Annotated in this window: 26 protein-coding genes; 20 read left to right on the forward strand and 6 right to left on the reverse strand. The window is 68.1% G+C overall.

Annotated features, from left to right (window positions below; all coding sequences use genetic code 11):
• Window positions 1–52: 52 nt before the first annotated feature.
• Window positions 53–766 carry a uracil-DNA glycosylase gene (locus DTPSY_RS01795; RefSeq protein WP_012655426.1) on the forward strand — a complete coding sequence of 238 codons (714 nt, stop codon included), beginning with the start codon at window positions 53–55 and terminating at the stop codon, window positions 764–766.
• Here DTPSY_RS01795 and DTPSY_RS01800 read toward each other — a convergent pair whose 3' ends face one another.
• The 3 genes from DTPSY_RS01800 to DTPSY_RS01810 form a co-directional block, all read right to left on the reverse strand.
• Window positions 767–1,654, reverse strand: coding sequence for a DMT family transporter (locus DTPSY_RS01800; RefSeq protein WP_012655427.1), 888 nt, complete (start codon window positions 1,652–1,654; stop codon window positions 767–769).
• Window positions 1,651–2,751 carry a tRNA preQ1(34) S-adenosylmethionine ribosyltransferase-isomerase QueA gene (gene queA / locus DTPSY_RS01805; protein WP_012655428.1) on the reverse strand — a complete coding sequence of 367 codons (1,101 nt, stop codon included), beginning with the start codon at window positions 2,749–2,751 and terminating at the stop codon, window positions 1,651–1,653. The genes DTPSY_RS01800 and queA overlap by 4 nt, the downstream gene beginning before the upstream one ends.
• 103 nt (window positions 2,752–2,854) lie before the next feature.
• Entirely contained in the window at window positions 2,855–4,114 is a 1,260-nt protein-coding gene (locus tag DTPSY_RS01810; protein ID WP_012655429.1) for an HD-GYP domain-containing protein, read from the reverse strand.
• A 58-nt stretch (window positions 4,115–4,172) separates the two neighbouring features.
• On the opposite strand from DTPSY_RS01810, the gene recG reads away from it, so the two are divergent.
• The 5 genes from recG to ubiA all read left to right on the forward strand — a co-directional run bounded on the left by recG (window position 4,173) and on the right by ubiA (window position 10,615).
• Window positions 4,173–6,344: an ATP-dependent DNA helicase RecG gene (recG, locus tag DTPSY_RS01815; protein WP_012655430.1), complete on the forward strand. Its 2,172-nt coding sequence runs from the start codon at window positions 4,173–4,175 to the stop codon at window positions 6,342–6,344.
• 68 nt (window positions 6,345–6,412) lie between these two features.
• Complete coding sequence (locus tag DTPSY_RS01820) at window positions 6,413–7,378, forward strand: LysR substrate-binding domain-containing protein (RefSeq protein WP_012655431.1); 966 nt, start codon at window positions 6,413–6,415, stop codon at window positions 7,376–7,378.
• A 77-nt stretch (window positions 7,379–7,455) separates the two neighbouring features.
• Window positions 7,456–7,974 carry a Dps family protein gene (locus DTPSY_RS01825; protein WP_011803840.1) on the forward strand — a complete coding sequence of 173 codons (519 nt, stop codon included), beginning with the start codon at window positions 7,456–7,458 and terminating at the stop codon, window positions 7,972–7,974.
• A gap of 26 nt (window positions 7,975–8,000) precedes the next feature.
• Window positions 8,001–9,539 (forward strand): CYTH and CHAD domain-containing protein, encoded by a 1,539-nt coding sequence (locus DTPSY_RS01830; protein WP_012655432.1) that lies wholly within the window; start codon window positions 8,001–8,003, stop codon window positions 9,537–9,539.
• A gap of 203 nt (window positions 9,540–9,742) precedes the next feature.
• On the forward strand, window positions 9,743–10,615 hold the full coding sequence (ubiA, locus tag DTPSY_RS01835) for a 4-hydroxybenzoate octaprenyltransferase (RefSeq protein WP_011803842.1): 873 nt from the start codon (window positions 9,743–9,745) through the stop codon (window positions 10,613–10,615).
• Between the two features lie 55 nt (window positions 10,616–10,670).
• Here ubiA and proC read toward each other — a convergent pair whose 3' ends face one another.
• The 3 genes from proC to DTPSY_RS01850 form a co-directional block, all read right to left on the reverse strand.
• Window positions 10,671–11,501 carry a pyrroline-5-carboxylate reductase gene (gene proC, locus DTPSY_RS01840; RefSeq protein ID WP_041838932.1) on the reverse strand — a complete coding sequence of 277 codons (831 nt, stop codon included), beginning with the start codon at window positions 11,499–11,501 and terminating at the stop codon, window positions 10,671–10,673.
• 165 nt (window positions 11,502–11,666) lie between these two features.
• Window positions 11,667–13,163: a glycerol kinase GlpK gene (gene glpK, locus DTPSY_RS01845; RefSeq protein ID WP_012655434.1), complete on the reverse strand. Its 1,497-nt coding sequence runs from the start codon at window positions 13,161–13,163 to the stop codon at window positions 11,667–11,669.
• Between the two features lie 49 nt (window positions 13,164–13,212).
• Window positions 13,213–13,980 (reverse strand): DeoR/GlpR family DNA-binding transcription regulator, encoded by a 768-nt coding sequence (locus DTPSY_RS01850; protein ID WP_041838933.1) that lies wholly within the window; start codon window positions 13,978–13,980, stop codon window positions 13,213–13,215.
• Between the two features lie 195 nt (window positions 13,981–14,175).
• Here DTPSY_RS01850 and DTPSY_RS01855 point away from each other — a divergent pair, with 195 nt between their 5' ends.
• The 14 genes from DTPSY_RS01855 to rplR all read left to right on the forward strand — a co-directional run bounded on the left by DTPSY_RS01855 (window position 14,176) and on the right by rplR (window position 25,219).
• The gene (locus tag DTPSY_RS01855; RefSeq protein WP_012655436.1) at window positions 14,176–15,270 is read left to right on the forward strand and encodes an ABC transporter ATP-binding protein; all 1,095 of its coding nucleotides are present in this window, start codon (window positions 14,176–14,178) and stop codon (window positions 15,268–15,270) included.
• 1 nt (window position 15,271) lies between these two features.
• Window positions 15,272–16,342, forward strand: coding sequence for an ABC transporter ATP-binding protein (locus tag DTPSY_RS01860; RefSeq protein ID WP_012655437.1), 1,071 nt, complete (start codon window positions 15,272–15,274; stop codon window positions 16,340–16,342).
• Window positions 16,343–16,483: 141 nt separating this feature from the next.
• The gene (locus DTPSY_RS01865) at window positions 16,484–17,380 is read left to right on the forward strand and encodes a carbohydrate ABC transporter permease (protein ID WP_012655439.1); all 897 of its coding nucleotides are present in this window, start codon (window positions 16,484–16,486) and stop codon (window positions 17,378–17,380) included.
• Window positions 17,373–18,185, forward strand: coding sequence for a carbohydrate ABC transporter permease (locus DTPSY_RS01870; protein ID WP_012655440.1), 813 nt, complete (start codon window positions 17,373–17,375; stop codon window positions 18,183–18,185). The genes DTPSY_RS01865 and DTPSY_RS01870 overlap by 8 nt, the downstream gene beginning before the upstream one ends.
• 12 nt (window positions 18,186–18,197) lie before the next feature.
• Complete coding sequence (locus DTPSY_RS01875; protein ID WP_011803850.1) at window positions 18,198–18,506, forward strand: DUF2160 domain-containing protein; 309 nt, start codon at window positions 18,198–18,200, stop codon at window positions 18,504–18,506.
• 173 nt (window positions 18,507–18,679) lie between these two features.
• Window positions 18,680–20,413, forward strand: coding sequence for an ABC transporter substrate-binding protein (locus tag DTPSY_RS01880; protein ID WP_012655441.1), 1,734 nt, complete (start codon window positions 18,680–18,682; stop codon window positions 20,411–20,413).
• Between the two features lie 101 nt (window positions 20,414–20,514).
• Window positions 20,515–22,113 carry a glycerol-3-phosphate dehydrogenase/oxidase gene (locus DTPSY_RS01885; RefSeq protein WP_012655442.1) on the forward strand — a complete coding sequence of 533 codons (1,599 nt, stop codon included), beginning with the start codon at window positions 20,515–20,517 and terminating at the stop codon, window positions 22,111–22,113.
• Window positions 22,114–22,304: 191 nt separating this feature from the next.
• Window positions 22,305–22,673, forward strand: a complete 369-nt coding sequence (gene rplN / locus DTPSY_RS01890) for a 50S ribosomal protein L14 (protein WP_011803853.1) — start codon at window positions 22,305–22,307, stop codon at window positions 22,671–22,673.
• A gap of 10 nt (window positions 22,674–22,683) precedes the next feature.
• Window positions 22,684–23,004, forward strand: a complete 321-nt coding sequence (rplX, locus tag DTPSY_RS01895; protein WP_011803854.1) for a 50S ribosomal protein L24 — start codon at window positions 22,684–22,686, stop codon at window positions 23,002–23,004.
• A 9-nt stretch (window positions 23,005–23,013) separates the two neighbouring features.
• Window positions 23,014–23,553 (forward strand): 50S ribosomal protein L5, encoded by a 540-nt coding sequence (gene rplE / locus DTPSY_RS01900; RefSeq protein WP_011803855.1) that lies wholly within the window; start codon window positions 23,014–23,016, stop codon window positions 23,551–23,553.
• Window positions 23,554–23,562: 9 nt separating this feature from the next.
• Entirely contained in the window at window positions 23,563–23,868 is a 306-nt protein-coding gene (rpsN, locus tag DTPSY_RS01905; RefSeq protein WP_011803856.1) for a 30S ribosomal protein S14, read from the forward strand.
• Between the two features lie 20 nt (window positions 23,869–23,888).
• Window positions 23,889–24,284 carry a 30S ribosomal protein S8 gene (rpsH, locus tag DTPSY_RS01910; protein WP_011803857.1) on the forward strand — a complete coding sequence of 132 codons (396 nt, stop codon included), beginning with the start codon at window positions 23,889–23,891 and terminating at the stop codon, window positions 24,282–24,284.
• Window positions 24,285–24,308: 24 nt separating this feature from the next.
• On the forward strand, window positions 24,309–24,842 hold the full coding sequence (gene rplF / locus DTPSY_RS01915) for a 50S ribosomal protein L6 (protein ID WP_011803858.1): 534 nt from the start codon (window positions 24,309–24,311) through the stop codon (window positions 24,840–24,842).
• Between the two features lie 11 nt (window positions 24,843–24,853).
• The gene (gene rplR, locus DTPSY_RS01920) at window positions 24,854–25,219 is read left to right on the forward strand and encodes a 50S ribosomal protein L18 (RefSeq protein WP_011803859.1); all 366 of its coding nucleotides are present in this window, start codon (window positions 24,854–24,856) and stop codon (window positions 25,217–25,219) included.
• Window positions 25,220–25,230: the final 11 nt, after the last annotated feature.

Below are 25,230 nucleotides of genomic sequence, written 5' to 3' on the forward strand. Positions count from 1 at the left end.
ATCGTAAATATAGCTTGTAGCGCAGAATGGATAAGCCTTGGAGCATGATTTGATGCTAAATACTCCCGCCGCCACGCAACTGCAAAGCGCCGACCCCGCCGACTGGCCTGTCGCGCCGGGCTGGCAGCCGCTGGTCGACACGTTCTTTGCCAGCGCGCGCGGCCGGCAGTTGCTGGCCTTCCTGCAGGCGCGGCTGGAGGCCGGCGCCGCCATCTTCCCGCCGCAGCCGCTGCGGGCGCTGCAGCTCACGGCCCCCGAGGACACGCGCGTGGTCATCCTGGGGCAGGACCCGTACCACGGCCGTGGCCAGGCCGAGGGGCTCGCGTTCTCGGTGGCGCCGGGCGTGCGCCTGCCGCCCTCGCTGCAGAACATCTTCAAGGAAATGCAGCGCGACATGGGCGTACCCTTCCCACCGTTTCCCAACCCGGGCGGCAGCCTGGTGAAGTGGGCACAGAACGGTGTGCTGCTGCTCAACACCTGCCTCACGGTGGAAGAGGGCCAGGCCGCGAGCCACGCGGGCAAGGGCTGGGAGCAGCTGACCGATGCCGTCATCCGCGAGGTGGCCGAAGGGCCGCGCCCCGTGGTGTTCATGCTCTGGGGCAGCCATGCGCAGTCCAAGCGCGCCTTCATCCCGCGGGACCGGGGGCACCTGGTGCTTACCTCCAACCATCCCTCGCCGTTGTCGGCGCTGCGCCCGCCCGTGCCGTTCATCGGCAACGGCCACTTCGGCCAGGCGCGGGCGTTCCGCCAGCAGCACGGGTACTGATCAGCGCCGCTCGCGCACCGTCAGCCAGGCGCTCGCAGCGCCACTGGCGGCGATCAGGCAGATGCCCAGCAGCGACCAGCGGTCCGGCATGTGGCCGTACACCGCCCAGCCGGCCAGCATGGCAAACGCGATCTGGGTGTAGAGGAACGGCGCGATCGTGGCGGGCGCTGCGCAGGCGTAGGCCCGCAGCAGCAACAGATGGCCCAGCGCGCTCGACAGTCCCATGACCACCAGCCCCAGCCATACCCAGGCGCTGGTGATGGCGGTCCACACGAAGGGCGCCGCCAGCGTCATCAGCCCGGCGGCAATCCAGCTGGTATAGAACTGCGTGGTCGTGGGGGCCTCCTGCCCGGCCATGCGGCTGCTCAAGATCTGGTACCCCGTGCCGCAGGCCAGCATGCCCAGCGGCAGCACCAATACCCCGCTGAAGGACTGGCCGCCCGGGCGCAGGATCAGCAGCACGCTGGCCAGCCCCGTGGCCACCAGCAGCCAGCGCAGTGCGCTGACCGGCTGGCGCAGCCACAACGCGGCCACGAGCGTCACGCACAGCGGCGTGGCGGCCACGATGGCGGTGAACTCCGCCAGCGGCATGGCGCGGATGCTGAAGATGCCGAACAGGCTGGTGGCCGCGAACAACACCGCGCGCAACAGTTGATAGCGCGGGTGGTCCGTGCGGGGCGGGCGCCAGTCGCTGCGTGGCAGCACATAGGCGCTGGTGACCAGCGACTGGAACACATAGCGCAGCCACAGCGCCAGCAGCAGCGGCGTGGTGGCGCTCACCAGCTTGGTGGCGGTGTCCAGCAGCGCGAACGAGGCGCAGGCGCCCACCGTGAGCGCGATGCCGGCCAGGGCGGTGCGGGGGCTGTGCCCGGCCGGTCCGGCGCTCATGCGCGGGGGCGCTCCAGCAGCATGCAGTCGCCGTAGCTGAAGAAGCGGTAGCGCTGCGCGACCGCGTGGCGGTACAGCTGCATGATGTGCTCGTAGCCCGCAAAGGCGCTCACCAGCATCATCAGCGTGCTCTTGGGCAGGTGGAAGTTGGTGAGCAGCAGGTCGACCACCTGGAACTGGAAGCCCGGCGTAATGAAGATGCTGGTGTCGCCCGCGGCCTGGCCGCTCGCGGCCCAGGATTCCAGCGTGCGCACCGTGGTCGTGCCCACGGCCACCACGCGGCCGCCCCGCTGGCGGCAGCGCTCCAGCGCCGCCAGCGTGGCCAGCGGCACCTCGTACCACTCGCTGTGCATGCGGTGTTCGGCCAGGTTCTCTGTCTTCACGGGCTGGAAGGTGCCCGCACCCACGTGCAGCGTGACGCTCGCGCGCTCGATGCCGCGCTCGGCCAGGCGGGCCAGTACGGCATCGTCGAAGTGCAGCGCGGCCGTGGGCGCGGCCACCGCGCCGGGCGCACGCGCGAATACGGTCTGGTAGCGCTCGCTGTCCTCGCCGGCATGGGGGTCGTTGCCGCCGGCCTGCTGGCGCTCGATGTAGGGCGGCAGCGGCAGGTGGCCGTGGCGCTCCATGAGCTCCCAGGGGCTCTCGCCCGCGGGCCCGCGCAGGGCCAGGCGAAACAGCGGGCCGTCCGCATCCGGGTAGCGGCCGAGCAGCGTGGCGTCGAACCCGCCCGCGGCCGCGCCGCCGGCCAAGTGGAGCGTGGCGCCGGGCAGCGGCTTCTTGCTGACCTTCATGTGCGCCACGACCTCGTTGCCGGTGAGCACGCGCTCGATCAGCAGTTCCAGCTTGCCGCCGCTGGCCTTCTCGCCGAACACGCGGGCCTTGACCACGCGCGTGTCGTTGAACACCAGCAGGTCGCCCGGCTGCAGCAGGTCGGGCAGTTCGCGGAAGATGCGGTCGGTGGGCGGGGCGGTGCGCCCGTCCAGCAGGCGCGAGCCGCTGCGCTGGGGGGCCGGGTGCTGGGCGATGAGCAGCTCGGGCAGCTCGAAGTCGAAGTCGCTCAGGGTGAAGGTGCGGGGTGCGGTGGAGGCAGAGGACATGCGGGGCTTGAGGGCCGGACGGGCCCGTTCCAAGGCAGAAAGACAAGCCCGCGATTCTCGCAAAGATGCCGCCGCCGTGCAGCGCGTTGGTGCACCTCGGGCGCTACCAGCGAGGGTTGGGCAGGTCGGACCAGAGTTGCGCGAGGTCGGGGAACTGCCAGCGCGCCGGGTCCTCGCGCGCGATGATCTTGTCGCGGCAGTCGGGCTCGGACAGGTCCACCACCTCGGGGGGGATGCGCAGATCGGATCGGGTGGAGTAGAAGACCCTCACGCGCGGCGCAATCAGCTTGCCCGGCGACTGCTCGGTCACCACACCCAGGCGGCCCGAGGCGAGGCGCACCAGCGACCCCACGGGGTAGATGCCGATGGTCTTGACGAAGGCCTGGAACAGCCGGCTGTCAAAGTGGTCGCGGGTCCATTCCGCCATGCGGCGCAGCGACTCTGAGGGGTCCCAGCCGCGCTTGTAGGGCCGGTCCGACGTGATGGCGTCGTACACGTCGCAGATGGCAGTCATGCGCGCCAGCGTGCTGATCTGCTCGCCCGTGAGGCGGTGGGGGTAGCCCGTGCCGTCCATCTTCTCGTGGTGGTGCAGGCACGCGTCCAGCACGGGCTCGGGCAGGTCGGTGCCCTGCAGCAGGTCGTAGCCGGCCACGGGGTGGCTGCGCACCACGGTGAACTCGTCGTCGGTCAGCTTGCCGGGCTTGTTGAGCACTTCCAGCGGCACGGCCGCCTTGCCGATGTCGTGCAGCAGCCCGGCCAGCCCGGCCATGCGCGTGGCGCCATCGTCCATGCCGATCTGCCGGGCCAGCGCCACCATCAGCGCGGACACGGCGACCGAGTGCATGTAGGTGTACTCGTCGGCCGTCTTGAGCCGTGCCAGGCTGATGAGCGCGTCCGGGTTGCGCGTGACCGAGTCGGTGATCTCGTCGACCATCTCCTGCGCCACGGCGGTATCGATGGCGCGGCCCAGGCGTGCCTGGCCGAACATCGTGACCACGGCCTGCTTGGCCTGCGAGCAGATGGCCGCCGCCCGGCGCAGCTCCTGGTCCATGCCTGCCGGCTGGGGCGTCACGGCCGGGGCCGGCGCGGGCTGGGCAGGCAGGTCCTCCAGGTGCTGGAAGTCGCTGTCCAGCTGCGCGTCGGCTTCGGCGCGGGACACGCTGGCCGTGCCGGGCGCGATGTCCAGGCCCTTGGATGTGTCGATCCAGACCTCGTGGATGTCCGTGGCGCGGATGCGCGCCAGGTCTTGCGGGTCCTGCAGCAGAAAGCGCGAGCGCCAGAAGGGGTGCTCCATCCAGGAGCCGCAGAACTCATGCAGGTACATGCCCAGGGTGAGATGCTTGACTTCGATGCGCTTGAGCATGACGGGAGACGACGAGACGGTAACGTGCGGTAACTGCGGGCATGGTAGCCTTTTTGCCGTGCCCAGACCCACACGTTCCTCCACCTCCGCCTCGTCCTCCGCGAAGCCCGCCCCCAGCCCCGCACAGCAGGCCCTCGTCAAGCTGGGGCTGGTGCGCGACATCGACCTGGCCCTGCACCTGCCCCTGCGCTACGAGGACGAGACGCGCATCACGCCGATCCGCAGCGCACGCGATGGCGACACGGTGCAGATCGAGGCCACGGTGACCGCCAGCGAGGTGCAGATGCGCCCGCGCCGGCAACTGGTGGTGACCGTGGAGGACGGCACCGGCAGCTGCGAGCTGCGCTTCTTCAGCTTCTACCCTTCGCACCAGAAGACCATGGCCGTGGGCGCGCGCCTGCGCGTGCGCGGCGAAATCAAGGGAGGCTTCTGGGGCCGCCAGATGCTGCACCCGGCGTTCCGCAAGGCCGAAGGGGACTTGCCCGCGGCTCTGACCCCCGTCTATCCCACGGTGGCGCAGCTGCCTCAGGCGTACCTGCGCCGCGCCGTGGCGAGCGCCCTCACGCGCGTGGAATTGCCCGAGACGCTGCCGCCGGGGCTCGAGCCCCCCGCGGTTCCCTCATGGGTGCGGGGGAATGGCCAAAATGGCCTACTGCGCCCATGGAGCCTGCGCGAGGCGCTCCTTTTTTTGCATCACCCCGCGCCCGATGTGGCGCTGGCCACGCTGCAGGACCACAGTCACCCGGCGTGGCAGCGCCTGAAGGCCGAGGAACTGCTGGCGCAGCAGCTGTCGCAACTCACCGCCAAGCGCGAGCGCGCCCGCCTGCGTGCCCCGGCCCTGCGCCCGCAGGCGCAGGCGGGAAGCACGCCGCTGCACGAGCAATTGCTGGGCGTGTTGCCCTTCAGCCTGACGGCCGCGCAGCGCCGCGTGGGTGAGGAGATCGCGCGCGATCTGGCCCGGCCGGTGCCCATGCACCGTTTGCTGCAGGGCGACGTGGGCTCGGGCAAGACCGTGGTGGCCGCGCTGGCCGCCACGGTGTGCATGGACGCGGGCTGGCAGTGCGCGCTGATGGCGCCCACCGAGATCCTGGCCGAGCAGCACTTCGCCAAGCTCATCGGCTGGCTGCAGCCGCTGCTGGCCGCGCGCGGGCGCCAGGTGGCGTGGCTGGTGGGCGGACAGAAGAAGAAAGAGCGCGCCGAGATGCTCGCGCGCATCGAAAGCGGCGAGGCCGCGCTGGTCGTGGGCACGCACGCCGTCATCCAGGAGCAGGTGCGTTTCAAGAACCTGGCGCTGGCGGTGATCGATGAGCAGCACCGCTTCGGCGTGGCACAACGCCTGGCGCTGCGCAAAAAGCTGCAGCACGCCGGCATGGAGCCGCACCTGCTGATGATGAGTGCCACGCCCATCCCGCGCACGCTGGCCATGAGTTACTACGCCGATCTGGACGTGTCCACCATCGACGAGCTGCCGCCCGGGCGCACGCCCATCGTCACCAAGCTGATCGCGGACAGCCGCAAGGATGAGGTGGTCGAGCGCATCGGTGCGCAGGTGGCGGCGGGCCGGCAGGTGTACTGGGTGTGCCCGCTGATCGAGGAGAGCGAGGCGCTGGACCTGTCCAACGCCACCGCCACGCACGCCGAGTTGAGCGAGGCGTTGCAGGGCGACGCGGCGCACGGGCGCGCGCCCGTGATGGTGGGCCTGCTGCACTCGCGCATGCCCGCCGCCGAGAAGAAAGCCGTGATGGACCTGTTCAAGGGCGGGCAGATGGGCGTGCTGGTGTCCACCACCGTGATCGAAGTGGGCGTGGACGTGCCCAACGCCTCGCTCATGGTCATCGAGCATGCAGAGCGCTTCGGCCTGTCGCAGCTGCACCAGTTGCGCGGGCGCGTGGGGCGCGGCGCGGCGGCTTCGGCCTGCGTGCTGCTGTACTCCACGGGCGATTCGGGCCGCCTGGGCGAGACCGCGCGCGACCGCCTGAAGGCCATGGCCGAGACCACCGACGGTTTCGAGATCGCGCGGCGCGACCTGGAGATCCGCGGGCCCGGCGAGTTCCTGGGCGCTCGCCAGTCGGGCGACGCACTGCTGCGCTTTGCCGACCTGGCCACCGATACGCTGCTGCTGGAATGGGCGCGCGAGACGGCGCCGCAGATGCTGGATCGCCACCCGCTGCTGGCCGAGCGCCACATCCAGCGCTGGCTTGGCGGAAAATCGGACTATCTCAAAGCCTGATGGGCCGCCCGTGGCCGCATAGCGCGGCGGGCGTTGCACAATGGCCGATTCTGCCGGCCGGATTCGCCATGACTCTTACCGAACTCAAATACATCGTCGCCGTTGCGCGTGAAAAACACTTCGGCCGCGCCGCCGAAGCCTGCTATGTCTCGCAGCCCACGCTGTCGGTAGCGGTGAAGAAGCTCGAGGACGAGCTGGAGGTCAAGCTCTTCGAGCGCAGCGCGGGCGATGTCTCCGTCACGCCGCTGGGCGAGGAAATCGTGCGACAGGCGCAGAGCGTGCTGGAGCAGGCTGCCGCCATCAAGGAGATCGCCAAGCGCGGCAAGGACCCGCTGGCCGGCGCCCTCACGCTGGGCGTGATCTACACCATCGGCCCCTACCTGCTGCCCGAGCTGGTGCGCCATGCCATCGCGCGCACGCCGCAGATGCCGCTGATGCTGCAGGAGAACTTCACCGTGAAGCTGCTGGAGATGCTGCGCACCGGGGAGATCGACTGCGCCATCATGGCCGAGCCCTTCCCCGACACCGGCCTGGCCATCGCGCCGCTGTATGACGAACCCTTCCTGGCGGCCGTGCCCAGCAGCCACCCGCTGGCCGAGCGCGATGCTGTCTCGGCGTCGGAACTCAAGAACGAAACCATGCTGCTGCTGGGTGCGGGCCACTGCTTTCGCGACCACGTGCTGGAGGTGTGCCCTGAGTTCGCGCGCTACGCGAGCAATGCCGAAGGCATTCGCCGCACGTTCGAAGGCTCGTCGCTGGAGACCATCAAGCACATGGTCTCCGCCGGCATGGGCGTGACGCTGGTGCCGCGCCTGTCGGTGCCGCGGGATGCGCTGCACACGGGTGCACGCCGGCGCAAGAGCGACGACACGCACATCCGCTACCTGCCCATCAAGGAGAGCGACGGCAGCCCGCCGCCCATGCGCCGCGTGGTGCTGGCCTGGAGGCGCAGCTTCACGCGCTACGAGGCCATCGCCGCGCTGCGCAACGCTGTCTACGCCTGCGAGTTGCCCGGCGTCACGCGCTTGTCTTGACGCAGGGCGATGCTGCGCGGCGCGGCAGTTGGTACAGTCATGGCAGAGTCATCCCAACCACCCAGAAAGGACGCACCATGGCCAAGCCCAGCAGCAAATCCGTCAGCACCAAGAGCGGCGCACCGCGCATCAACATCGGCATCAGCGACAAGGACCGGGCCGCCATCGCGCAGGGCCTGTCGCGCCTGCTGGCCGACACCTACACGCTGTACCTCACGACCCACAACTTCCACTGGAACGTGACGGGCCCGATGTTCAACACGCTGCACACCATGTTCATGGCGCAGTACACCGAGCTGTGGAACGCCGTGGACCCGGTGGCCGAGCGCATCCGCTCGCTGGGCCATGTGGCGCCGGGCTCCTACGCGCAGTTCGGCCAGCTCACCAGCCTGCCCGACGTGCCGGCCCAGCCGCCCAAGGCCACCGAGATGATCCGCATCCTGGTGGAAGGCCATGAGGCCGTGGCCCGCACTGCGCGCGAGCTGTTTCCCCTGGCCGACAAGGCCAGCGACGAGCCCACGGCCGACCTGCTGACCCAGCGCCTCACGGTGCACGAGCAAACGGCCTGGATGCTGCGCTCGCTGCTGGAGGACTGAGCGCAGCTGCGCACGCGGGCCGGGCCATGTCCGCCACCGAGACAGAGCTCAAGCTGGCGCTGCCCCCGCGCGATGCGGCGGCGCTGGCGGCGCGCCTCATGCGCGTGCCGGCGCTGGCACGCGCCACGCCGGTGCGTGAGCACCTGGTCAGCCTCTACCACGACACGCCTGCGCAGGACCTGCTGCGCCAGCGCGTCGCCCTGCGCCTGCGCCGCGAGGGGCCTGAGGGTGCGGGTGCCCGCTGGCTGCAGACCCTCAAGACCGCGGGCGACACCACGTCCGCGCTGAGCCAGCGCGGCGAGTGGGAAATGCCCGTGGCCGGCCCGGCGCTGGAGCTGCACCGGTTGGAGGGCACGCCCTGGCCCGCCATGGACCCCGATGGCGTGCTGGCCGGCGCGCTGCAGCCGTGCTTTACCACCGACTTCGTGCGCACCCGCTGGCGTGTGCGGGTGCGCGGCGGCGCCGTGGTGGAGGTGGCGCTGGACGTGGGCGCCGTGACCGCCACGGTGGACGGCGCGGCGCATGCCACGCCGCTGTGCGAACTGGAGCTGGAGTTGCTGCAGGGGCCCCCAGAGGCACTGCTGGCGCTGGCGCGGCGCATCGCGCGGCACGTGCCGGTGCTGCCGCTGGCCGCGAGCAAGGCCGCACGCGGCTACGCGCTGCTGCACCCGCCGGCCAGCCCGGCCGTGGAGGCCCAGCCGCCCGCGCTGAAGCGCGGCATGACGGTTGCGCAGGTCGCCGAACGCGTGCTGCAGGAGCCTTTCCACCAGTTCTGCGCCAACCTGTTTGCGCTGCAGCAGGGCAGCGATGCGCCCGAGGTGGTGCACCAGGCCCGCGTGGGCTGGCGCCGGCTGCGCAGCCTGGCGCGCCTCTTCGCCCCGGCCTGCGCCGCGCGGCCGGCCCCCGCCGCCGCGGCGCTGGCGCCGCTGCTGCAGTCCCTGGGACATTTACGCGACCTGGATGTGGCGCGCACCCAGACGCTGCCTGCGTTGGCCGCGCACTACGCGCAGGGCGGCGCGCGGCAGGCCGCCGCCTGGGCGGCAGCGCAGGCCGCGCTGGATGCCGCCGCGGACCAGGCCCGCGCGCAAACGCGCGCCGCACTCCATCGGCCCGCCGTGGGCGCCGCGCTGCTGGCCTGGCAGGACTGGTTGCATGGCTGGGCGCTGGCCGCGCAGGGGGAGTGTGGCGTGGAAGCCTGTGCCAGCGATGCCCTGGCCGGTGCGCCGGCGCGGCACTGGGTGCGCAAGCGCGTCCAGCGGCTGGTACGGCGCCTGGGCGCGGCGCTCAAAACGGCGGGCGATGACGAAGGCCTGCACCATGCCCGCATTCTCGCCAAGCGGTTGCGCTACGGCAGCACGTCGCTGGCGCCGCTGCTGCCCGGTCGCATGGGCCGCCACCGGGGCGCGGCCGAGCAGTGGCAGGAGCGCCTGGGCGCGCAGCGCGACTGGGCGCAGGCCGCCGCTCTGGTGGCTGGCTGCGGGGGCGATGCCGCCGTGGTTGCCTTCCTGCGCGGGGCCGCGCTGGGGCGCGGCTGGGATCCCCTGCGGGACGCCGCGCGCCGTTGAACGGCAGTCTTCCGGTCACGGACAGTGCCGTGCGACCATGTGGGCGCGCCGGCCGCCATGGCGTATAAAAGCGGGCTTTGGCGCACGCTGGCGGGCACCCGCCCCCGTGTGCTGCGTCGTCCGCGGGCCTTGTGTCCTTTGTGCCCTCGGTGTCCGTGTCCGCCCCGTGGCGCCCCGCGCAACCTGTCTTTTCCCTTGCCTCCATGTCCGCTGTCGCCCCGCGCTCCCGCCTGTCCCTGTACCTCGACCTGATCCGCTGGAACCGCCCCGCGGGCTGGCTGGTGCTGGTGTGGCCCACGCTGGCGGCGCTGTGGGTGGCGGCGGACGGCTTTCCAGGCTGGCACCTGCTGGCGGTGTTCGTGGCCGGCACGGTGCTCATGCGCAGCGCCGGTTGCACCATCAACGACATTGCCGACCGCGACTTCGACCGCCATGTGAAGCGCACCACGCAGCGCCCCATCACCAGCGGCCAGCTGGGCGTGAGGGAGGCCGCGCTGGTGGGCGTGGTGCTCACGCTGGTGGCTTTCGTGCTGGTGCTCACCACGCGCTGGGAGGCGGTGGCCTGGTCGGTGCCCGCGGTGCTGTTCACCATCCTGTACCCGTTCACCAAGCGGTTCTTCGCCATGCCGCAGGCGTTCCTGGGCATTGCGTTCAACTTCGGCATCGTGATCGCCTTTGCGGCCGTGCAGGGCCGGGTGCCTGCCACGGCCTGGGTGCTGTGGCTGGCCAACCTGTTCCTGGTGCTGGCCTACGACACCGAGTACGCCATGGTGGACCGCGACGACGATCTGAAGATCGGCATGAAGACCTCGGCCATCACGCTGGGGCGCTTCGACGTGGCGGCCATCATGGGCTTCTTCGTGCTGTGCCTGGGGCTCACGGCGTGGGTGCTCGCGCCCTACGGCCTGGGCTGGCCGCTGTGGCTGGGGCTGGGCGTGGCGGCGGCGCAGGTGGCATGGCACTTCACGCTGATCAAGGACCGCACGCGCGAGGGGTGCTTTACCGCCTTCAGCAAGAGCCACTGGATCGGCGCGGCGATCTTTGCCGGCGTGGCGCTAGGGTATTTGCTGCGCTAGTGATAGCTGCCAGCGCTTGACTGTCAAGCGCTGGCAGCTATTTTTGACGCATGAATCAGGCGCCGAACTCGGCCGCCAGTTCCTTGGCACGGGCCTCTGCCGCGCGCATGGCGGCGATGAAGTGCGCGGGCACCTGTGCAGCCTGCAAGTGTGTGATGGCGGCGTGCGTGGTGCCGCCCTTGCTGGTCACGCGCTGGCGCAGTACCTCGGCGCTCTCGGGCGAGCGCGCGGCCAGCTCCGATGCGCCCTGGAACGTGGCCACGGCCAGCTGGTAGGCCTGCGCGGGCGGCAGGCCCATGTCCACGCCGGCCTGGGTCATGGCTTCGAGGAACAGAAACACATAGGCCGGGCCGGAGCCCGACAGCGCGGTGACCGCGTCGAGCTGCTCCTCGGCCTCCACCCAGACAAACTGGCCGGTGGTGGCGATCACGCGTTCCACCAGCGCCTTGCCCTGCGGGTCCACTTGCGGGCGGGCGAACAGGCCGGTGATGCCCTTGCCCACCAGCGCGGGGGTGTTGGGCATGGCGCGCACGATGTGCTGCGTGTCCAGCCAGCGCGCGATGCTGTCCGTGGGAATGCCGGCGGCCACGCTCAGGTGCAGGGCGGTGGCGGTGTGGGCGCGGGTGGCGGCGGCGGCTTCCTTGAAGGTCTGGGGCTTGACGGCCCAGACGACCAGCGCGGCGCGCGCGAGCGCATCGCCAGCCGCGGGCTGCGCGGTGATGCCGAATTTGTCCTGCAGCGCGGCGCGCGCGGGCTCGAAGGGTTCGACCACCTCGATCTGGCCGGCCGGCAGGCCGCGCTGCAGCAGGCCGCCGATGATGGCGCTGGCCATGTTGCCGCCGCCGATGAAGGCAATGGGGGGAAGGGGGGATGCGCTGGCTGTCATGGGATTGGGCGGGGAAGCGATGGGGTCAGGCGGCATTGTGCGCCGTCCAGCATCATTCAGAGTGATTCAAAAACAGGAGCTGCTCGCGCTTGCTACGCAGTGGATTCAGAGGGTTTTGTGTCTGAAAATGGGTTGCAGCAAGCGCCAGCAGCTATGGTTTTTACGTCAACCGGGTAGCACGGCCTGCGCGACGGCGTGTTCCCAACGCGCCATCAACGCCTCGGCCTGGCTGCGCGGCAGGGTGGGGGTGAAGCGCCGCTCGGCCTGCCACAGGGCAGACAGCTCGTCGGTGCTGGCATACACGCCGCTCGCCAGGCCCGCCAGGTAGGCGGCGCCCAGGGCGGTGGTCTCCACCACGGCGGGGCGCACCACGGGAATGCCCAGCAGGTCGGCCTGGAACTGCATCAGCAGGTCGTTCACGCAGGCGCCGCCGTCCACGCGCAGCTCGCTCACCGGGGCGCCGCCTGCGGCCACGGCGTCGCGGCTCATGGCGGCCAGCAGCGCGGCGCTCTGGTAGGCAATGGATTCGAGCGCGGCGCGCGCGATGTGCGCGATGGTGGTGCCGCGCGTGAGGCCGGTGATGGTGCCGCGCGCGTCGGGCTTCCAGTAGGGCGCGCCCAGGCCGGTGAAGGCAGGCACCATCATCACGCCGCCCGAGTCGGGCACGCTTTCGGCCAGCGCCTGCACCTCGGAGCTGGCCGAGATGGCGCGCAGCCCGTCGCGCAGCCACTGCACCACGGCGCCGCCCACGAACACGCTGCCTTCCATGGCGTACTCGGGCGATCGGCTGGCTTGCGCCGCGCTGGTGGTAAGCAGGCCGTTCTCGCTTTTCTGAAAGCGGCTGCCGGTGTGCATGAGCATGAAACAGCCCGTGCCGTAGGTGTTCTTGGCCATGCCGGCGGTGAAGCACGCCTGGCCGAAGAGCGCGCTTTGCTGGTCGCCTGCCACGCCGCCGATGGCGATCGGGCCGCCCAGCAGCGCCGCGTCGGTGGCGCCGAAGTCGCTGGCCGATGGCAGCACTTCGGGCATCAGCGCGCGCGGGATGCGCAAAAGCTGCAGCAGCTCATCGTCCCACTGGTTGGTGTGCACGTTGAACAGCATGGTGCGGCTGGCGTTGCTCACGTCGGTGACATGGCGCGTGCCGCCGGTGAGCTGCCAGATGAGCCAGCTGTCCACGGTGCCGAAGGCCAGCTCGCCGGCCTCGGCCGCGTCGCGCGCGCCGGGCACATGGTCCAGCAGCCATTGCAGCTTGGTGCCGGAGAAATAGGCGTCGATCAGCAGGCCCGTCTTGGCCTGGATGGCGGCGGCATGGCCCTGTTCGCGCAGTTGCGCGCAGGCGGGCTCGGCGCGCCGGTCCTGCCAGACGATGGCGTGGTGCACGGGCTGGCCGGTGCGGCGGTTCCACAGCACGGTGGTCTCGCGCTGGTTGGTGATGCCCAGGGCGCGCACGTCCTGCGCGGTGATGCGCGCCTCGCGCAGCGCGTCCTGCGCGGTGGCGAGCTGCGTGCGCCAGATCTCGCGCGGGTCATGTTCCACCCAGCCGGGGCGGGGATAGATCTGCGGCAGCTCGCGCTGCGCCTGGGCCACGATGCGGCCACGTTCGTCGAACACGATGCTGCGGGAGCTGGAGGTGCCTTGGTCGAGTGCGAGCAGGTAGGTCATGGGCGGAGCGTAACGTGTTGGGGCGCTGTTCAGTCGCCGGGAGGGCCTCTCATGCGGCAGCCACGGTGCATTGCACGCCGGCCTCGTGCAGCAGGGCCGGGAAGGGCTCGGGCGGCGGCGCGTCGGTGAACAGCCGGTCGATCTGCGCGAGCTGCGCCAGCTGCACCATGGCCGGACGGTTGAACTTGGTGTGGTCGGCGGCCAGCCAGACCTCGCGCGCGTGTTCGATGATGGTCTGCGCGACCTTCACCTCGCGCATGTCGTAGTCGCGCAGCGAGCCGTCGGGCTCGATGCCGGAGATGCCGATGAGCGCGATGTCCACGCGGAACTGGCGGATGAAGTCCACCGCCGCCTCGCCCACGATGGCGCGGTCGCGCTTGCGCACCACGCCCCCGGCCACGATCACTTCGCAGTCGGGGTTGGCGCACAGGATGGCGGCCACGTTCAGGTTGTTGGTCAGCACGCGCAGGCCCTTGTGGTGCAGCAGCGCCTTGGCAATGGCTTCGGTGGTGGTGCCGATGTTCAGGATCAGCGAGCAGTTGTCGGGCACCTGCGCGGCCACGGCGCGCGCGATGCGCGCCTTGCCCGTGGAGTTCAGCGCCTCGCGCTGGGTGTAGGCCAGGTTCTCCACGGTGGAGCTGGGCATGCGCACCCCGCCATGAAAGCGGCTGACCAGGCCCAGTTCGGCCAGGCGCTGTACGTCGCGGCGCACGGTCTGCAGCGTCACGCCCAGGATGTCGGCCAACTGCTCCACGCTCAGCGACTTGCGCAGGCGTACTTCATCGAGCAACTGGAGTTGGCGGGGGTTGGTGTTCACGGGCGGCGCTGGGGCGGGCATGTCAGTGGGGCGGGATGCACTTTAAAACGAACAAAAAGGAATCGAACAAGGGTAAACCTTGATTCGTTTCGATCACAAAAGAACAAAAATGAATGAATACGAAGATTTTGTCGGGAGTGGCAGGCGTGCGGACGCCTGGCACCCCCGCTGCCACAGGGGAGGCGAGGAGCGCGCATGGAGCTGATTTTGGACGGCATCACCAAGCGGGTCGGCCCGCAGGTGTGGCTGCATGGCATGGGCCTGCGGCTGCACAGCGACGCCGTGACCGTGCTGCTGGGGGCCACGCAGGCGGGCAAGACCAGCCTGATGCGCATCATGGCCGGGCTGGACCGGCCCACCGAGGGCCGCGTGCGTGTGGACGGCGTGGACGTCACCGGCGTGCCCGTGCGTGAGCGCAACGTGGCCATGGTGTACCAGCAGTTCATCAACTACCCGTCGCTCACGGTGGCGGACAACATCGCCTCGCCGCTCAAGCTGCGCGGCGACAAGAACGTGGCCGCGCGCGTGCGCGAACTGGCCGAGCGGCTGCACATCACGCCTTTCCTCGATCGGCTGCCGTCCGAGCTGTCGGGCGGGCAGCAGCAGCGCGTGGCGCTGGCGCGCGCACTGGCCAAGGGCGCCCCGCTGATGCTGCTGGACGAGCCCCTGGTCAACCTGGACTACAAGCTGCGCGAGGAGTTGCGCGAGGAACTGTCGCAACTGTTCGCCGCCGGAGGCTCCACCGTGGTCTACGCCACCACCGAACCGGGCGAGGCGCTGCTGCTGGGCGGCTACACCGCTGTGCTGCACGAGGGCGAGCTGCTGCAGTACGGCCCCACGGCCGAGGTGTTCCACGCGCCGCGCTCGCTGCGCGTGGCACGCGCCTTCAGCGATCCGCCCATGAACCTGCTGCCCGCGCAGCCCGTGCCCGGCGGCGTGCAGCTGGCGGGCGGCAGCGTGCTGGCCCTGCGCCATCCGCTGCAGGCCCCTGCGGGCGGCACGCTCACGGTGGGCCTGCGCGCCAGTGCCCTGCGGCTGGCCCAGCGCGCGGGCGACGTGGCGGTGCAGGGCGTGGTGGAGCTGGCGGAGATCTCTGGCTCCGACACCTTCGTGCACGCCGCCACGCCCTGGGGCGCGCTGGTGGCGCAGGTCACGGGCGTGCACTATCTGGAACTGGGCAGCGCCGTCACGCTGTACCTTGATCCGGCGCAGGCCTATGTGTTCGGCGCCGATGGCGCGCTGGCCCTGGCGCCCGTGCGCGCCTCGGAACGCGCGCAGGGAGGGCACTGACATGGCGCGCATCGAGCTCAACCTGGCGCATTCCTACAAACCCCGCCCGCAGCAGGACAGCGACTACGCGCTGCTGCCGCTGGACATGGTCTTCGATGACGGCGGCGCCTACGCGCTGCTGGGCCCCTCGGGCTGCGGCAAGACCACCATGCTGAACATCATGTCCGGCCTGCTCGTGCCCTCGCAGGGGCAGGTGCGGTTTGACGGCCGCGACGTCACGCGCGCGAGCCCGCAGGAGCGCAACATCGCCCAGGTGTTCCAGTTCCCGGTGATCTACGACACCATGACGGTGGCCGAGAACCTGGCCTTCCCGCTGAAGAACCGCAAGGTGCCTGAGGCGCACATCCGCCAGCGCGTGGGGAAAATCGCCGAGATGCTGGAGATGAGCGGCCAGCTCGACCAGCGCGCGGCCGGCCTGTCGGCCGACGCCAAGCAGAAGATCTCGCTGGGCCGCGGCCTGGTGCGCGAGGACGTCGCGGCCGTGCTGTTCGACGAGCCGCTCACGGTGATCGACCCGCACCTCAAGTGGCAACTGCGCCGCAAGCTCAAGCAGATCCACCATGAGCTCAAGCTCACGCTGATCTACGTGACGCACGACCAGGTGGAGGCACTCACCTTCGCCGACCAGGTGGTGGTGATGACGCGCGGGCGCGTGGTGCAGATGGGCACGCCGGGCGATCTGTTCGAGCGCCCGCAGCACGCCTTCGTGGGCCACTTCATCGGCTCGCCGGGCATGAACTTCCTGCCCGCGCAGGTGCAGGGCGGCGAGATCACCGTGGCCGCGCAGCGCTGGGCCCTGCCGCGTGCGCTGCCGGAGGGCGCCGTGCAACTGGGCGTGCGCCCCGAATACCTGGCCCTGGCCGACGCGCACGCGCCCGGCGCGTTGCGCTGCACCGTGGCGCGCGTGCAGGACGTGGGCACGCACCAGATGCTCACGGCCACCGTGGAGGGTCAGTCCCTCAAGGCCCGCTTCGCGCCCGAGCAGGCGCTGCCCGCGCCGGGCGAGGCGGTCTGGCTCCAGGTGCTGGGCGAGCACACCTGCTTCTACAAGAACGAGGAGCTGCTGCCATGAATGGCTACCCCCTGAGCCGCTGCGCGGCTTCCCCCTGGAAGGGGGACGGTGCCCTTTGCTGCGGAGCGGCCCTTGCTGGGCGCCCCGCCGTCTGCGCCGCACCAGTGGTGCGCGTCGCAGGCTATCCCTTGGAGCACTGCCATGAGTAGTACGACCAAACCCGTGAACCAGAAGGCCTGGTTCCTGGTGCTGCCGGTGATTCTGTGCGTGGCCTTCTCGGCCATCCTGCCCTTGATGACGGTGGTGAACTACTCGGTGCAGGACATCATCAGCCCCGAGCGCCGCGTGTTCGTGGGCACGGAATGGTTCGCCGCCGTGCTGCGCGACGAGGAACTGCACGGTGCGCTCGTGCGCCAGCTCACGTTCTCGCTGGCGGTGCTGCTGGTGGAAATTCCGCTGGGCATCCTGCTGGCGCTCAGCATGCCCGCGCAGGGCTGGAAGTCGTCGGCGGTGCTGGTCATCGTGGCGCTGTCGCTCTTGATCCCGTGGAACGTGGTGGGCACCATCTGGCAGATCTTTGGCCGCTCGGACATCGGCCTGCTGGGCGCGGCGTTCGAGGCCATCGGCTTCGACTACAGCTACACCGGCAACGCCACCCACGCCTGGCTCACCGTGCTGGCCATGGACGTGTGGCACTGGACTCCGCTGGTGGCGCTCCTGTGCTTCGCGGGGCTGCGCAGCATTCCCGACGCGTACTACCAGGCGGCGCGCATCGACGGTGCGAGCAAGTTCGCCGTGTTCCGCTACATCCAACTGCCCAAGATGCGCGGCGTGCTGATGATCGCCGTGCTGCTGCGCTTCATGGACAGCTTCATGATCTACACCGAGCCCTTCGTGCTCACCGGCGGCGGGCCGGGCAACGCGACCACCTTCCTCAGCCAGTACCTCACGCAAAAGGCCGTGGGCCAGTTCGACCTGGGGCCGGCGGCGGCGTTCTCGCTGATCTACTTCCTCATCATCCTGCTGCTGTGCTTCATCCTCTACAACTGGATGCAGCGCGTGGGCACCACGCCGAAGGAGGGTGCCGGCCATGAATGAGCCCCGCTTCCAGAAACGCACGCTGTTCCTGATTGCCTACCTGGTGTTCGCCGTGCTGCCCATCTACTGGATGGTCAACATGAGCTTCAAGACCAACGAGGAGATCCTGTCCAGCTTCTCGCTGTGGCCCCAGCACTTCACCTGGGCCAACTACCAGACCATCTTCACCGACGAGAGCTGGTACTCGGGCTACATCAACAGCCTGATCTACGTGGCCATCAACACGGTGATCTCGCTCACCGTGGCGCTGCCCGCGGCCTATGCGTTCAGCCGCTACCAGTTCCTGGGCGACAAGCACGTGTTCTTCTGGCTGTTGACCAACCGCATGACGCCGCCGGCCGTGTTCCTGCTGCCATTCTTCCAGCTCTACACCACCGTGGGGCTGATGGACACGCACATCGCCGTGGCGCTGGCGCACCTGCTGTTCAACGTGCCGCTGGCGGTGTGGATTCTCGAAGGCTTCATGAGCGGCATCCCGCGCGAGATCGACGAGACGGCGTACATCGATGGCTACAGCTTTCCGCGCTTTTTCCTCACCATCTTCCTGCCGCTGATCAAGGCGGGCGTGGGCGTGGCAGCGTTCTTCTGCTTCATGTTTTCGTGGGTGGAATTGCTCTTGGCACGCACGCTCACCAGCGTGAATGCCAAGCCCATCGTGGCCACCATGACGCGCACCGTGAGTGCCAGCGGCATGGACTGGGCGACGCTGGCCGCCGCCGGCGTGCTGACCATCGTGCCCGGTGCCATCGTGATCTGGTTCGTGCGCCACTACATCGCGAAGGGGTTCGCGATGGGCCGTGTTTGAGGAGGGCGGGCAATGTTCGACTGGATGGCTTGGACCACCCCGGTGGCGGTGTTCTTCACCTGCATCGTGCTCATGCTGATCGGCATGACGGTGTGGGAAATCCAATCCCCCACGGTGGAGCGCAAGGGCTTCCTGCCCATGACCACCACGCGCGGCGACCGGCTGTTCATCGGCCTGCTCACCGCCGCGTACATCAACCTGGCCTGGGTGGGCCTGGGCGAGAAGATGGCGCAGTGGTTCTCGCTGGAGGCCGAGCCCTCGGTGTGGATCAGCTTCGTGCTGTCCATGCTGGTGCTGGCGCTGGTGCTGCGCAAAGGGTAGTCAAAAAAGATAGCTGCTTGCGCTTGATTTACGGGGATTTGAGATAGAAAACTATCTAAAACCCAATAACAACAAGCGCCAGTAGCTCACATTTTTATAAAAGGGGCCAGCCGACTCTCCCCCGGCACCGGCGCCCATCCAACCCCGGGGAGCGTTCTTGTGAGGAGACAGCAATGAAGATGCAGTTCAAGGCGATCGCGTTCGCCGCCGCGGCGCTGGCGCTGGGGCAGGCAGCCTGGGCCGGCGAGGCCGAGGCCAAGAAGTGGATCGACAGCGAGTTCCAGCCCTCCACGCTGAGCAAAGACCAGCAGATGGCCGAGATGAAGTGGTTCATCGACGCGGCCAAGAAGCTGCAGGCCAAGGGCGTGAAGGAGATCGCGGTGGTCTCCGAGACCATCACCACGCACGAGTACGAATCCAAGACCCTGGCCAAGGCGTTCAGCGAGATCACGGGCATCCAGGTCAAGCACGACCTGATCCAAGAGGGCGACGTGGTCGAGAAGCTGCAGACCTCCATGCAGTCGGGCAAGTCCATCTATGACGGCTGGATCAGCGACTCCGACCTCATCGGCACCCACTACCGCTACGGCAAGATCCTGAACCTGTCCGACTACATGGCCGGCCCGGGCAAGGACTACACCAACCCCGGCCTGGATCTGCAGGACTTCATCGGCACCAAGTTCACCACCGCCCCGGACGGCAAGCTGTACCAGCTGCCCGACCAGCAGTTCGCCAACCTGTACTGGTTCCGCGCCGACCTGTTCGACCGCAAAGACTTGAAGGACAAGTTCAAGGCCAAGTACGGCTACGACCTGGGCGTGCCGCTGAACTGGTCTGCCTATGAAGACATCGCCGAGTTCTTCACCAATGACGTGAAGCAGATCGACGGCAAGCCCATCTACGGCCACATGGACTACGGCAAGAAGGACCCGTCGCTGGGCTGGCGCTTCACCGACGCCTGGCTGTCCATGGCCGGCAGCGCCGACATCGGCACGCCCAACGGCCTGCCCATCGACGAATGGGGCATCCGCGTGGCCGACGACAAGTGCACCCCGGTGGGCGCCAGCGTGGCCCGTGGCGGCGCGACCAACTCGCCGGCCGCCGTCTACGCGCTCACCAAGTACGTGGACTGGATGAAGAAGTACGCGCCCAAGGAAGCCATGGGCATGACCTTCGGCGAGGCCGGCCCCGTGCCCGCCCAGGGCCAGATCGCGCAGCAGATCTTCTGGTACACCGCCTTCACCGCCGACATGACCAAACCCGGCCTGCCCGTGGTGAATGCCGACGGCACGCCCAAGTGGCGCATGGCCCCCGGCCCCAACGGCCCGTACTGGAAGCAGGGCATGCAAAACGGCTACCAGGACGTGGGCAGCTGGACCTTCTTCAAGGACCACAACCCCGACCGTCTGGCCGCCGCGTGGCTCTACGCCCAGTTCGTGACGGCCAAGAGCACGTCGCTGAAGAAGACCGTCGTCGGCCTGACGCCGATCCGCGAGTCCGACATCCGATCCAAGGCCATGACCGACATGGCGCCCAAGCTGGGCGGCCTGGTCGAGTTCTACCGCAGCCCTGCGCGCGTGGCCTGGTCTCCCACCGGCACCAACGTGCCCGACTACCCCAAGCTGGCGCAGCTGTGGTGGAAGAACGTGGCCCAGGCCGTCACGGGCGAGAAGACCCCGCAGGCCGCCATGGACACACTGGCTGACGAGATGGACCAGGTGATGGCCCGCCTGCAGCGCGCCGGCATGGAGCGCTGCGCGCCCAAGCTGAACGCCAAGGGTGACCCGGCCAAGTGGCTGAGCGACCAGCACGCGCCATGGAAGAAGCTCGCCAATGAGAAGCCCAAGGGCGAAACCATCAACTACAACACCCTGCTGCAGGCCTGGAAAGACGGCAAGGTGCGTTGATGCCGCAGCGGATGGGCCCTTTGCCGGGCCCATCCCGCGGATCCGGTCACAATTCAGGGTAAACCCTGATTTTTCTGCCAGGGTTACGGACCATTCCCCTTATGACTAGCGACACCTCCACCCCTTTGGCAACCGTACGGGCCGACCTGTTGGCCCGCCTGGCTCAACCCGTGACCTACGACCTGGCGGTCGTCGGAGGTGGGGCGACGGGCCTGGGGGTGGCGCTGGATGCGGCGGCGCGCGGCTTTTCCGTCGTGCTGCTGGAATCGCACGACTTCGCCAAGGGCACCTCCTCGCGTGCCACCAAGCTGGTGCACGGCGGCGTGCGCTACCTCGCGCAGGGCAACATCGCCCTGGTGCGCGAGGCGCTGCACGAGCGCACCACGCTGTTGCGCAACGCCCCCCATCTGGCGCAGCCGTTGGCATTCGTCATGCCTTCTTACAAGGTGTGGGAAACGCCGTTCTACGGTGTGGGCCTGAAGATGTACGACGCCCTGGCCGGCAAGGCGGGCCTGGGGCCTACCGAATTCCTTGGGCGCATGGAAACCCTGCGCTGCCTGCCCACGGCCATGGCCGACGGGCTCAAGGGCGGCGTGAAGTATTGGGACGGGCAGTTCGACGACGCCCGACTGGCCCTGGCCCTGGCGCGTACCGCCGCGCAGCGGGGGGCTCTGCTGCTCAACTACTGCCCCGTGGATGACCTGTTGTACGACGGGGGGAAGGTGGCGGGCGTGGTTTGCCAGGATGCCGAGACCGGGCAGCGCTACGAGGTGCGCGCGCGCTGCGTGGTCAACGCCACCGGCGTGTGGGTGGACGCCCTGCGCCAGCGCGATGGCGATGTGAGCGGCCAGCCCGCCAAGCCCATGGTGGCGCCCAGCCAGGGGGTGCATATCGTGGTGGACCGCGAGTTCTTGCCCTCCGACCATGCGCTGATGGTGCCCAAGACGGCCGACGGGCGGGTGCTGTTTGCGGTGCCCTGGCTGGGCAAGGTGATTTTGGGCACGACCGACAGCCCACGCCAGGATCTGGCGCGCGAGCCCCAGGCCATGCGGGAGGAAGTGGCCTTCATCCTGGGGGAATCGGCGCGCTACCTGCGGCGCGCCCCCCAGGCTAGCGATGTGCGCAGCATCTGGGTGGGCCTGCGTCCCTTGGTCAAGCCCTCGGACGAAGACGCCGCCGCCACCAAGAGCATCAGCCGGGAACACACCGTGCTGGCCAGCCGCAGCGGGCTGGTCACCGTGACTGGCGGCAAGTGGACCACCTACCGCGCCATGGCCGAGGATGTACTGCTCAAGTGCATGGACGAACACCTGCTGCCGCGCCGCCCGGGCGGGATCACCGTTGCGCTGCCCCTGGTAGGAGCCGGTGCCACCCGGGAGCGCCAGGGAATGAACGCGCCCCAGGGGCTGCATTCCTACGGTGACGAGGCCGCGCGGGTGCAAGCCCTTCCGGGTTCGCAGGTGCAACTGGCCGAAGGGCTCAGCGAGGCCATGGTGCGCTTTGCCGCGCGCCATGAGTACGCACGCACCGTGGAGGACGTGCTCGCACGGCGCTCGCGCGTGCTGTTTCTCGATGCGCGCCTGGCGGCCGCGCTGGCGCCGCGCGTGGCGGACATCCTGCGCGAGGAAATCCCCGGCCAGGACCCGCAGCTGCCCGCGTTCCTGGAGTTGGCCGCACACTACGCCACGGTGCCGGTATAAAAAGCGCTTGACGCCCGGTTTTAAGTTTGCGATACTACCGGGCTTCGCGTTAAGTGCGCGAGGTTTCTGCCCAGCGGGAAGCGCCGCAAATGGTTTGCGGCGTGGACGACGGGCCCAAGACTGACTGGCAGGTCGGCCGCCTTGAAAGGCTTCGGGGCATTCGACCGCTGGTGCAAGTTGGGAATATTGAAATGATCCAAACAGAATCTCGGTTAGACGTTGCCGACAATACCGGCGCGAAGTCCGTCCTGTGCATCAAGGTGCTGGGCGGTTCCAAGCGTCGCTATGCCAGCGTTGGCGACATCATCAAGGTGAGCGTGAAGGAAGCTGCTCCGCGTGGCCGCGTCAAGAAGGGCGAGGTCTACAGCGCAGTGGTTGTGCGTACGGCGAAGGGTATCCGCCGCGGCGACGGTTCGCTCGTGAAGTTCGACGGCAATGCAGCAGTGTTGCTCAATTCCAAGCTGGAGCCCATCGGCACCCGCATCTTCGGCCCCGTGACGCGTGAACTGCGTACCGAGCGCTTCATGAAGATCGTGTCCCTGGCTCCCGAAGTTCTCTAAAGGACGCGCCATGAACAAGATCCGCAAGGGCGACGAAGTCATCGTGCTCACCGGGCGCGACAAGGGTAAGCGCGGCACGGTGTCGCTGCGCAAGGATGACTCTCATCTGGTCATCGAAGGCATTAACCTGGTCAAGAAGCATGTCAAGCCGAACCCCATGAAGGGTACGACTGGCGGCATCGTGGAAAAGGCCATGCCCATCCACCAATCCAACGTGGCCATTTTCAATGCCGCTACCGGCAAGGCTGACCGCGTGGGCATCAAGGTGCAGGCCGACGGCACGCGTGTTCGCGTGTTCAAGTCCAGCGGCGCCGAAATCAAGGCTGCCTAAGGAGTCCACATGGCACGACTGCAAGAAATCTACCGCGACAAGATCGCCCCCGAACTGGTCAAGCAGTTCGGTTACACCTCGCCCATGCAGGTTCCCCGTCTGACCAAGATCACGCTCAACATGGGCGTGAGCGAGGCCGTGGCGGACAAGAAGATCATGGACAACGCCGTGGCGGACCTGACCAAGATCGCTGGTCAGAAGCCCGTGGTGACCAAGGCCAAGAAGGCTATCGCCGGTTTCAAGATCCGCGAAGGCCAGGCCATTGGCTGCATGGTGACGCTGCGCGGTGCGCAGATGTACGAATTCCTGGATCGCTTCGTGACGATCGCGCTGCCCCGCGTGCGCGACTTCCGTGGTATCTCCGGTCGCGCATTCGACGGCCGTGGCAACTACAACATCGGCGTCAAAGAGCAGATCATTTTCCCTGAGATCGAGTACGACAAGGTGGATGCCTTGCGCGGCCTCAACATCAGCATCACCACGACGGCCAAGACCGACGAAGAAGCCAAGGCGCTTCTCACGGCTTTCCGTTTCCCGTTCAAGAACTAAAGGCAGCGTATGGCTAAAGTAGCTTTGATCCAGCGCGAACTGAAGCGCGAAAAACTGGCCGCCAAGTACGCCGCCAAGTACGCGGAACTGAAGGCGATTGCCGGCGATGCCAAGCGCAGCGACGAAGAGCGCGAAGCGGCCCGTCTGGGCCTGCAGAAACTGCCTCGCAACGCCAACCCCACGCGCCAGCGTAACCGCTGCGAAATCACCGGTCGTCCCCGTGGCACTTTCCGTCAATTCGGTCTGGGTCGCGCAAAGATCCGTGAACTGGCATTTGCCGGTGACATCCCCGGTGTCACCAAGGCCAGCTGGTAAGCAGGCAGGAGAGATACAACATGAGCATGAGTGATCCCATCGCTGACTTGCTGACCCGCATCCGCAACGCACAAATGGTGTCCAAGGCCACCGTGTCGGTGCCTTCTTCCAAAGTGAAGGTTGCCATCGCCCAGGTGCTGAAGGACGAGGGTTATATCGACGGCTTCGAAGTGAAGTCCGAGAGCGGCAAGACTGAACTCGAAATCACCCTGAAGTACTACGCCGGTCGCCCGGTGATCGAGCGCATCGAGCGCGTGAGCCGTCCCGGCCTGCGCGTGTACAAGGGCTGTGGTTCCATTCCGCAAGTCATGAACGGCCTGGGTGTGGCAATTGTCACGACGCCCAAGGGTGTGATGACCGACCGCAAGGCGCGCGCTACCGGTGTCGGTGGCGAGGTGCTTTGCTACGTCGCTTAACGTGGCATTGAGGAGAAGACTGAAATGTCCCGTGTAGGTAAATCCCCGGTAAGCATCCCCGCAGGCGTGGATGTGTCCATCAAGGACGACCAGATCAGTGTCAAGGGTGCTGGCGGCGTGCTGTCGCTGGCGCAGAACGCGCTGGTGAAGGTGTCTAACAACGAAGGCAAGCTGAGCTTTGAGCCGGTCAACGACTCGCGTGAAGCCAATGCCATGAGCGGCACCGTGCGCCAGTTGGTGAACAACATGGTGGTCGGTGTGAGCAAGGGCTTTGAGAAGAAGTTGACGCTGATCGGCGTGGGCTTCAAGGCAGCAGCCTCCGGCAACAAGCTGAATCTGGCCATCGGTTTTTCGCATCCCGTGAACTTCGAGATGCCCACCGGCATCACCGTTGCCACGCCGACGCCCACCGAAATCGTGATCAAGGGTGCTGACCGCCAAGTGGTGGGCCAGCTGGCCGCCGAGATCCGTGCCGTTCGTCCGCCCGAGCCCTATAAGGGCAAGGGTATCCGCTACGCGGACGAAAAAGTCACGATCAAAGAGACCAAGAAGAAGTAAGGAGCTGCAGCATGTTGACCAAAAAAGAGCAGCGTCTTCGTCGTGCCCGCCAGACCCGCATCCGCATTGCCCAGCAAGGTGTCGCGCGTCTGACGGTCAATCGTACGAATCTCCATATCTACGCCAGTGTGATCTCCGGCGATGGCAGCAAGGTGCTGGCCAGCGCATCCACGGCCGAAGCCGATGTGCGCAAGTCGCTCGGTGGCTCGGGCAAGGGTGGCAACGCCGCTGCAGCCCAGATCATCGGCAAGCGCATCGCCGAGAAGGCGAAGGCGGCCGGTGTCGAGAAGGTTGCATTTGATCGTGCAGGTTTTGCATACCACGGCCGCGTGAAGGCCCTGGCCGATGCAGCCCGTGAAGCCGGCCTGCAGTTCTAAGCGGAGCGGAA

Source organism: [Acidovorax] ebreus TPSY, from assembly GCF_000022305.1.
Lineage (GTDB): Bacteria > Pseudomonadota > Gammaproteobacteria > Burkholderiales > Burkholderiaceae_C > Diaphorobacter > Diaphorobacter nitroreducens.

Coding starts and splice junctions, on each gene's coding strand:
- DTPSY_RS01795 (WP_012655426.1), top strand. CDS start 53: ATGCTAAATACTCCCGCCGCCACGCAACTGCAAAGCGCCGACCCCGCC.
- DTPSY_RS01800 (WP_012655427.1), bottom strand. CDS start 1,654: ATGAGCGCCGGACCGGCCGGGCACAGCCCCCGCACCGCCCTGGCCGGC.
- queA (WP_012655428.1), bottom strand. CDS start 2,751: ATGTCCTCTGCCTCCACCGCACCCCGCACCTTCACCCTGAGCGACTTC.
- DTPSY_RS01810 (WP_012655429.1), bottom strand. CDS start 4,114: ATGCTCAAGCGCATCGAAGTCAAGCATCTCACCCTGGGCATGTACCTG.
- DTPSY_RS01820 (WP_012655431.1), top strand. CDS start 6,413: ATGACTCTTACCGAACTCAAATACATCGTCGCCGTTGCGCGTGAAAAA.
- DTPSY_RS01825 (WP_011803840.1), top strand. CDS start 7,456: ATGGCCAAGCCCAGCAGCAAATCCGTCAGCACCAAGAGCGGCGCACCG.
- DTPSY_RS01830 (WP_012655432.1), top strand. CDS start 8,001: ATGTCCGCCACCGAGACAGAGCTCAAGCTGGCGCTGCCCCCGCGCGAT.
- ubiA (WP_011803842.1), top strand. CDS start 9,743: ATGTCCGCTGTCGCCCCGCGCTCCCGCCTGTCCCTGTACCTCGACCTG.
- proC (WP_041838932.1), bottom strand. CDS start 11,501: ATGACAGCCAGCGCATCCCCCCTTCCCCCCATTGCCTTCATCGGCGGC.
- glpK (WP_012655434.1), bottom strand. CDS start 13,163: ATGACCTACCTGCTCGCACTCGACCAAGGCACCTCCAGCTCCCGCAGC.
- DTPSY_RS01855 (WP_012655436.1), top strand. CDS start 14,176: ATGGAGCTGATTTTGGACGGCATCACCAAGCGGGTCGGCCCGCAGGTG.
- DTPSY_RS01860 (WP_012655437.1), top strand. CDS start 15,272: ATGGCGCGCATCGAGCTCAACCTGGCGCATTCCTACAAACCCCGCCCG.
- DTPSY_RS01865 (WP_012655439.1), top strand. CDS start 16,484: ATGAGTAGTACGACCAAACCCGTGAACCAGAAGGCCTGGTTCCTGGTG.
- DTPSY_RS01870 (WP_012655440.1), top strand. CDS start 17,373: ATGAATGAGCCCCGCTTCCAGAAACGCACGCTGTTCCTGATTGCCTAC.
- DTPSY_RS01875 (WP_011803850.1), top strand. CDS start 18,198: ATGTTCGACTGGATGGCTTGGACCACCCCGGTGGCGGTGTTCTTCACC.
- DTPSY_RS01880 (WP_012655441.1), top strand. CDS start 18,680: ATGAAGATGCAGTTCAAGGCGATCGCGTTCGCCGCCGCGGCGCTGGCG.
- DTPSY_RS01885 (WP_012655442.1), top strand. CDS start 20,515: ATGACTAGCGACACCTCCACCCCTTTGGCAACCGTACGGGCCGACCTG.
- rplN (WP_011803853.1), top strand. CDS start 22,305: ATGATCCAAACAGAATCTCGGTTAGACGTTGCCGACAATACCGGCGCG.
- rplX (WP_011803854.1), top strand. CDS start 22,684: ATGAACAAGATCCGCAAGGGCGACGAAGTCATCGTGCTCACCGGGCGC.
- rplE (WP_011803855.1), top strand. CDS start 23,014: ATGGCACGACTGCAAGAAATCTACCGCGACAAGATCGCCCCCGAACTG.
- rpsN (WP_011803856.1), top strand. CDS start 23,563: ATGGCTAAAGTAGCTTTGATCCAGCGCGAACTGAAGCGCGAAAAACTG.
- rpsH (WP_011803857.1), top strand. CDS start 23,889: ATGAGCATGAGTGATCCCATCGCTGACTTGCTGACCCGCATCCGCAAC.
- rplF (WP_011803858.1), top strand. CDS start 24,309: ATGTCCCGTGTAGGTAAATCCCCGGTAAGCATCCCCGCAGGCGTGGAT.
- rplR (WP_011803859.1), top strand. CDS start 24,854: ATGTTGACCAAAAAAGAGCAGCGTCTTCGTCGTGCCCGCCAGACCCGC.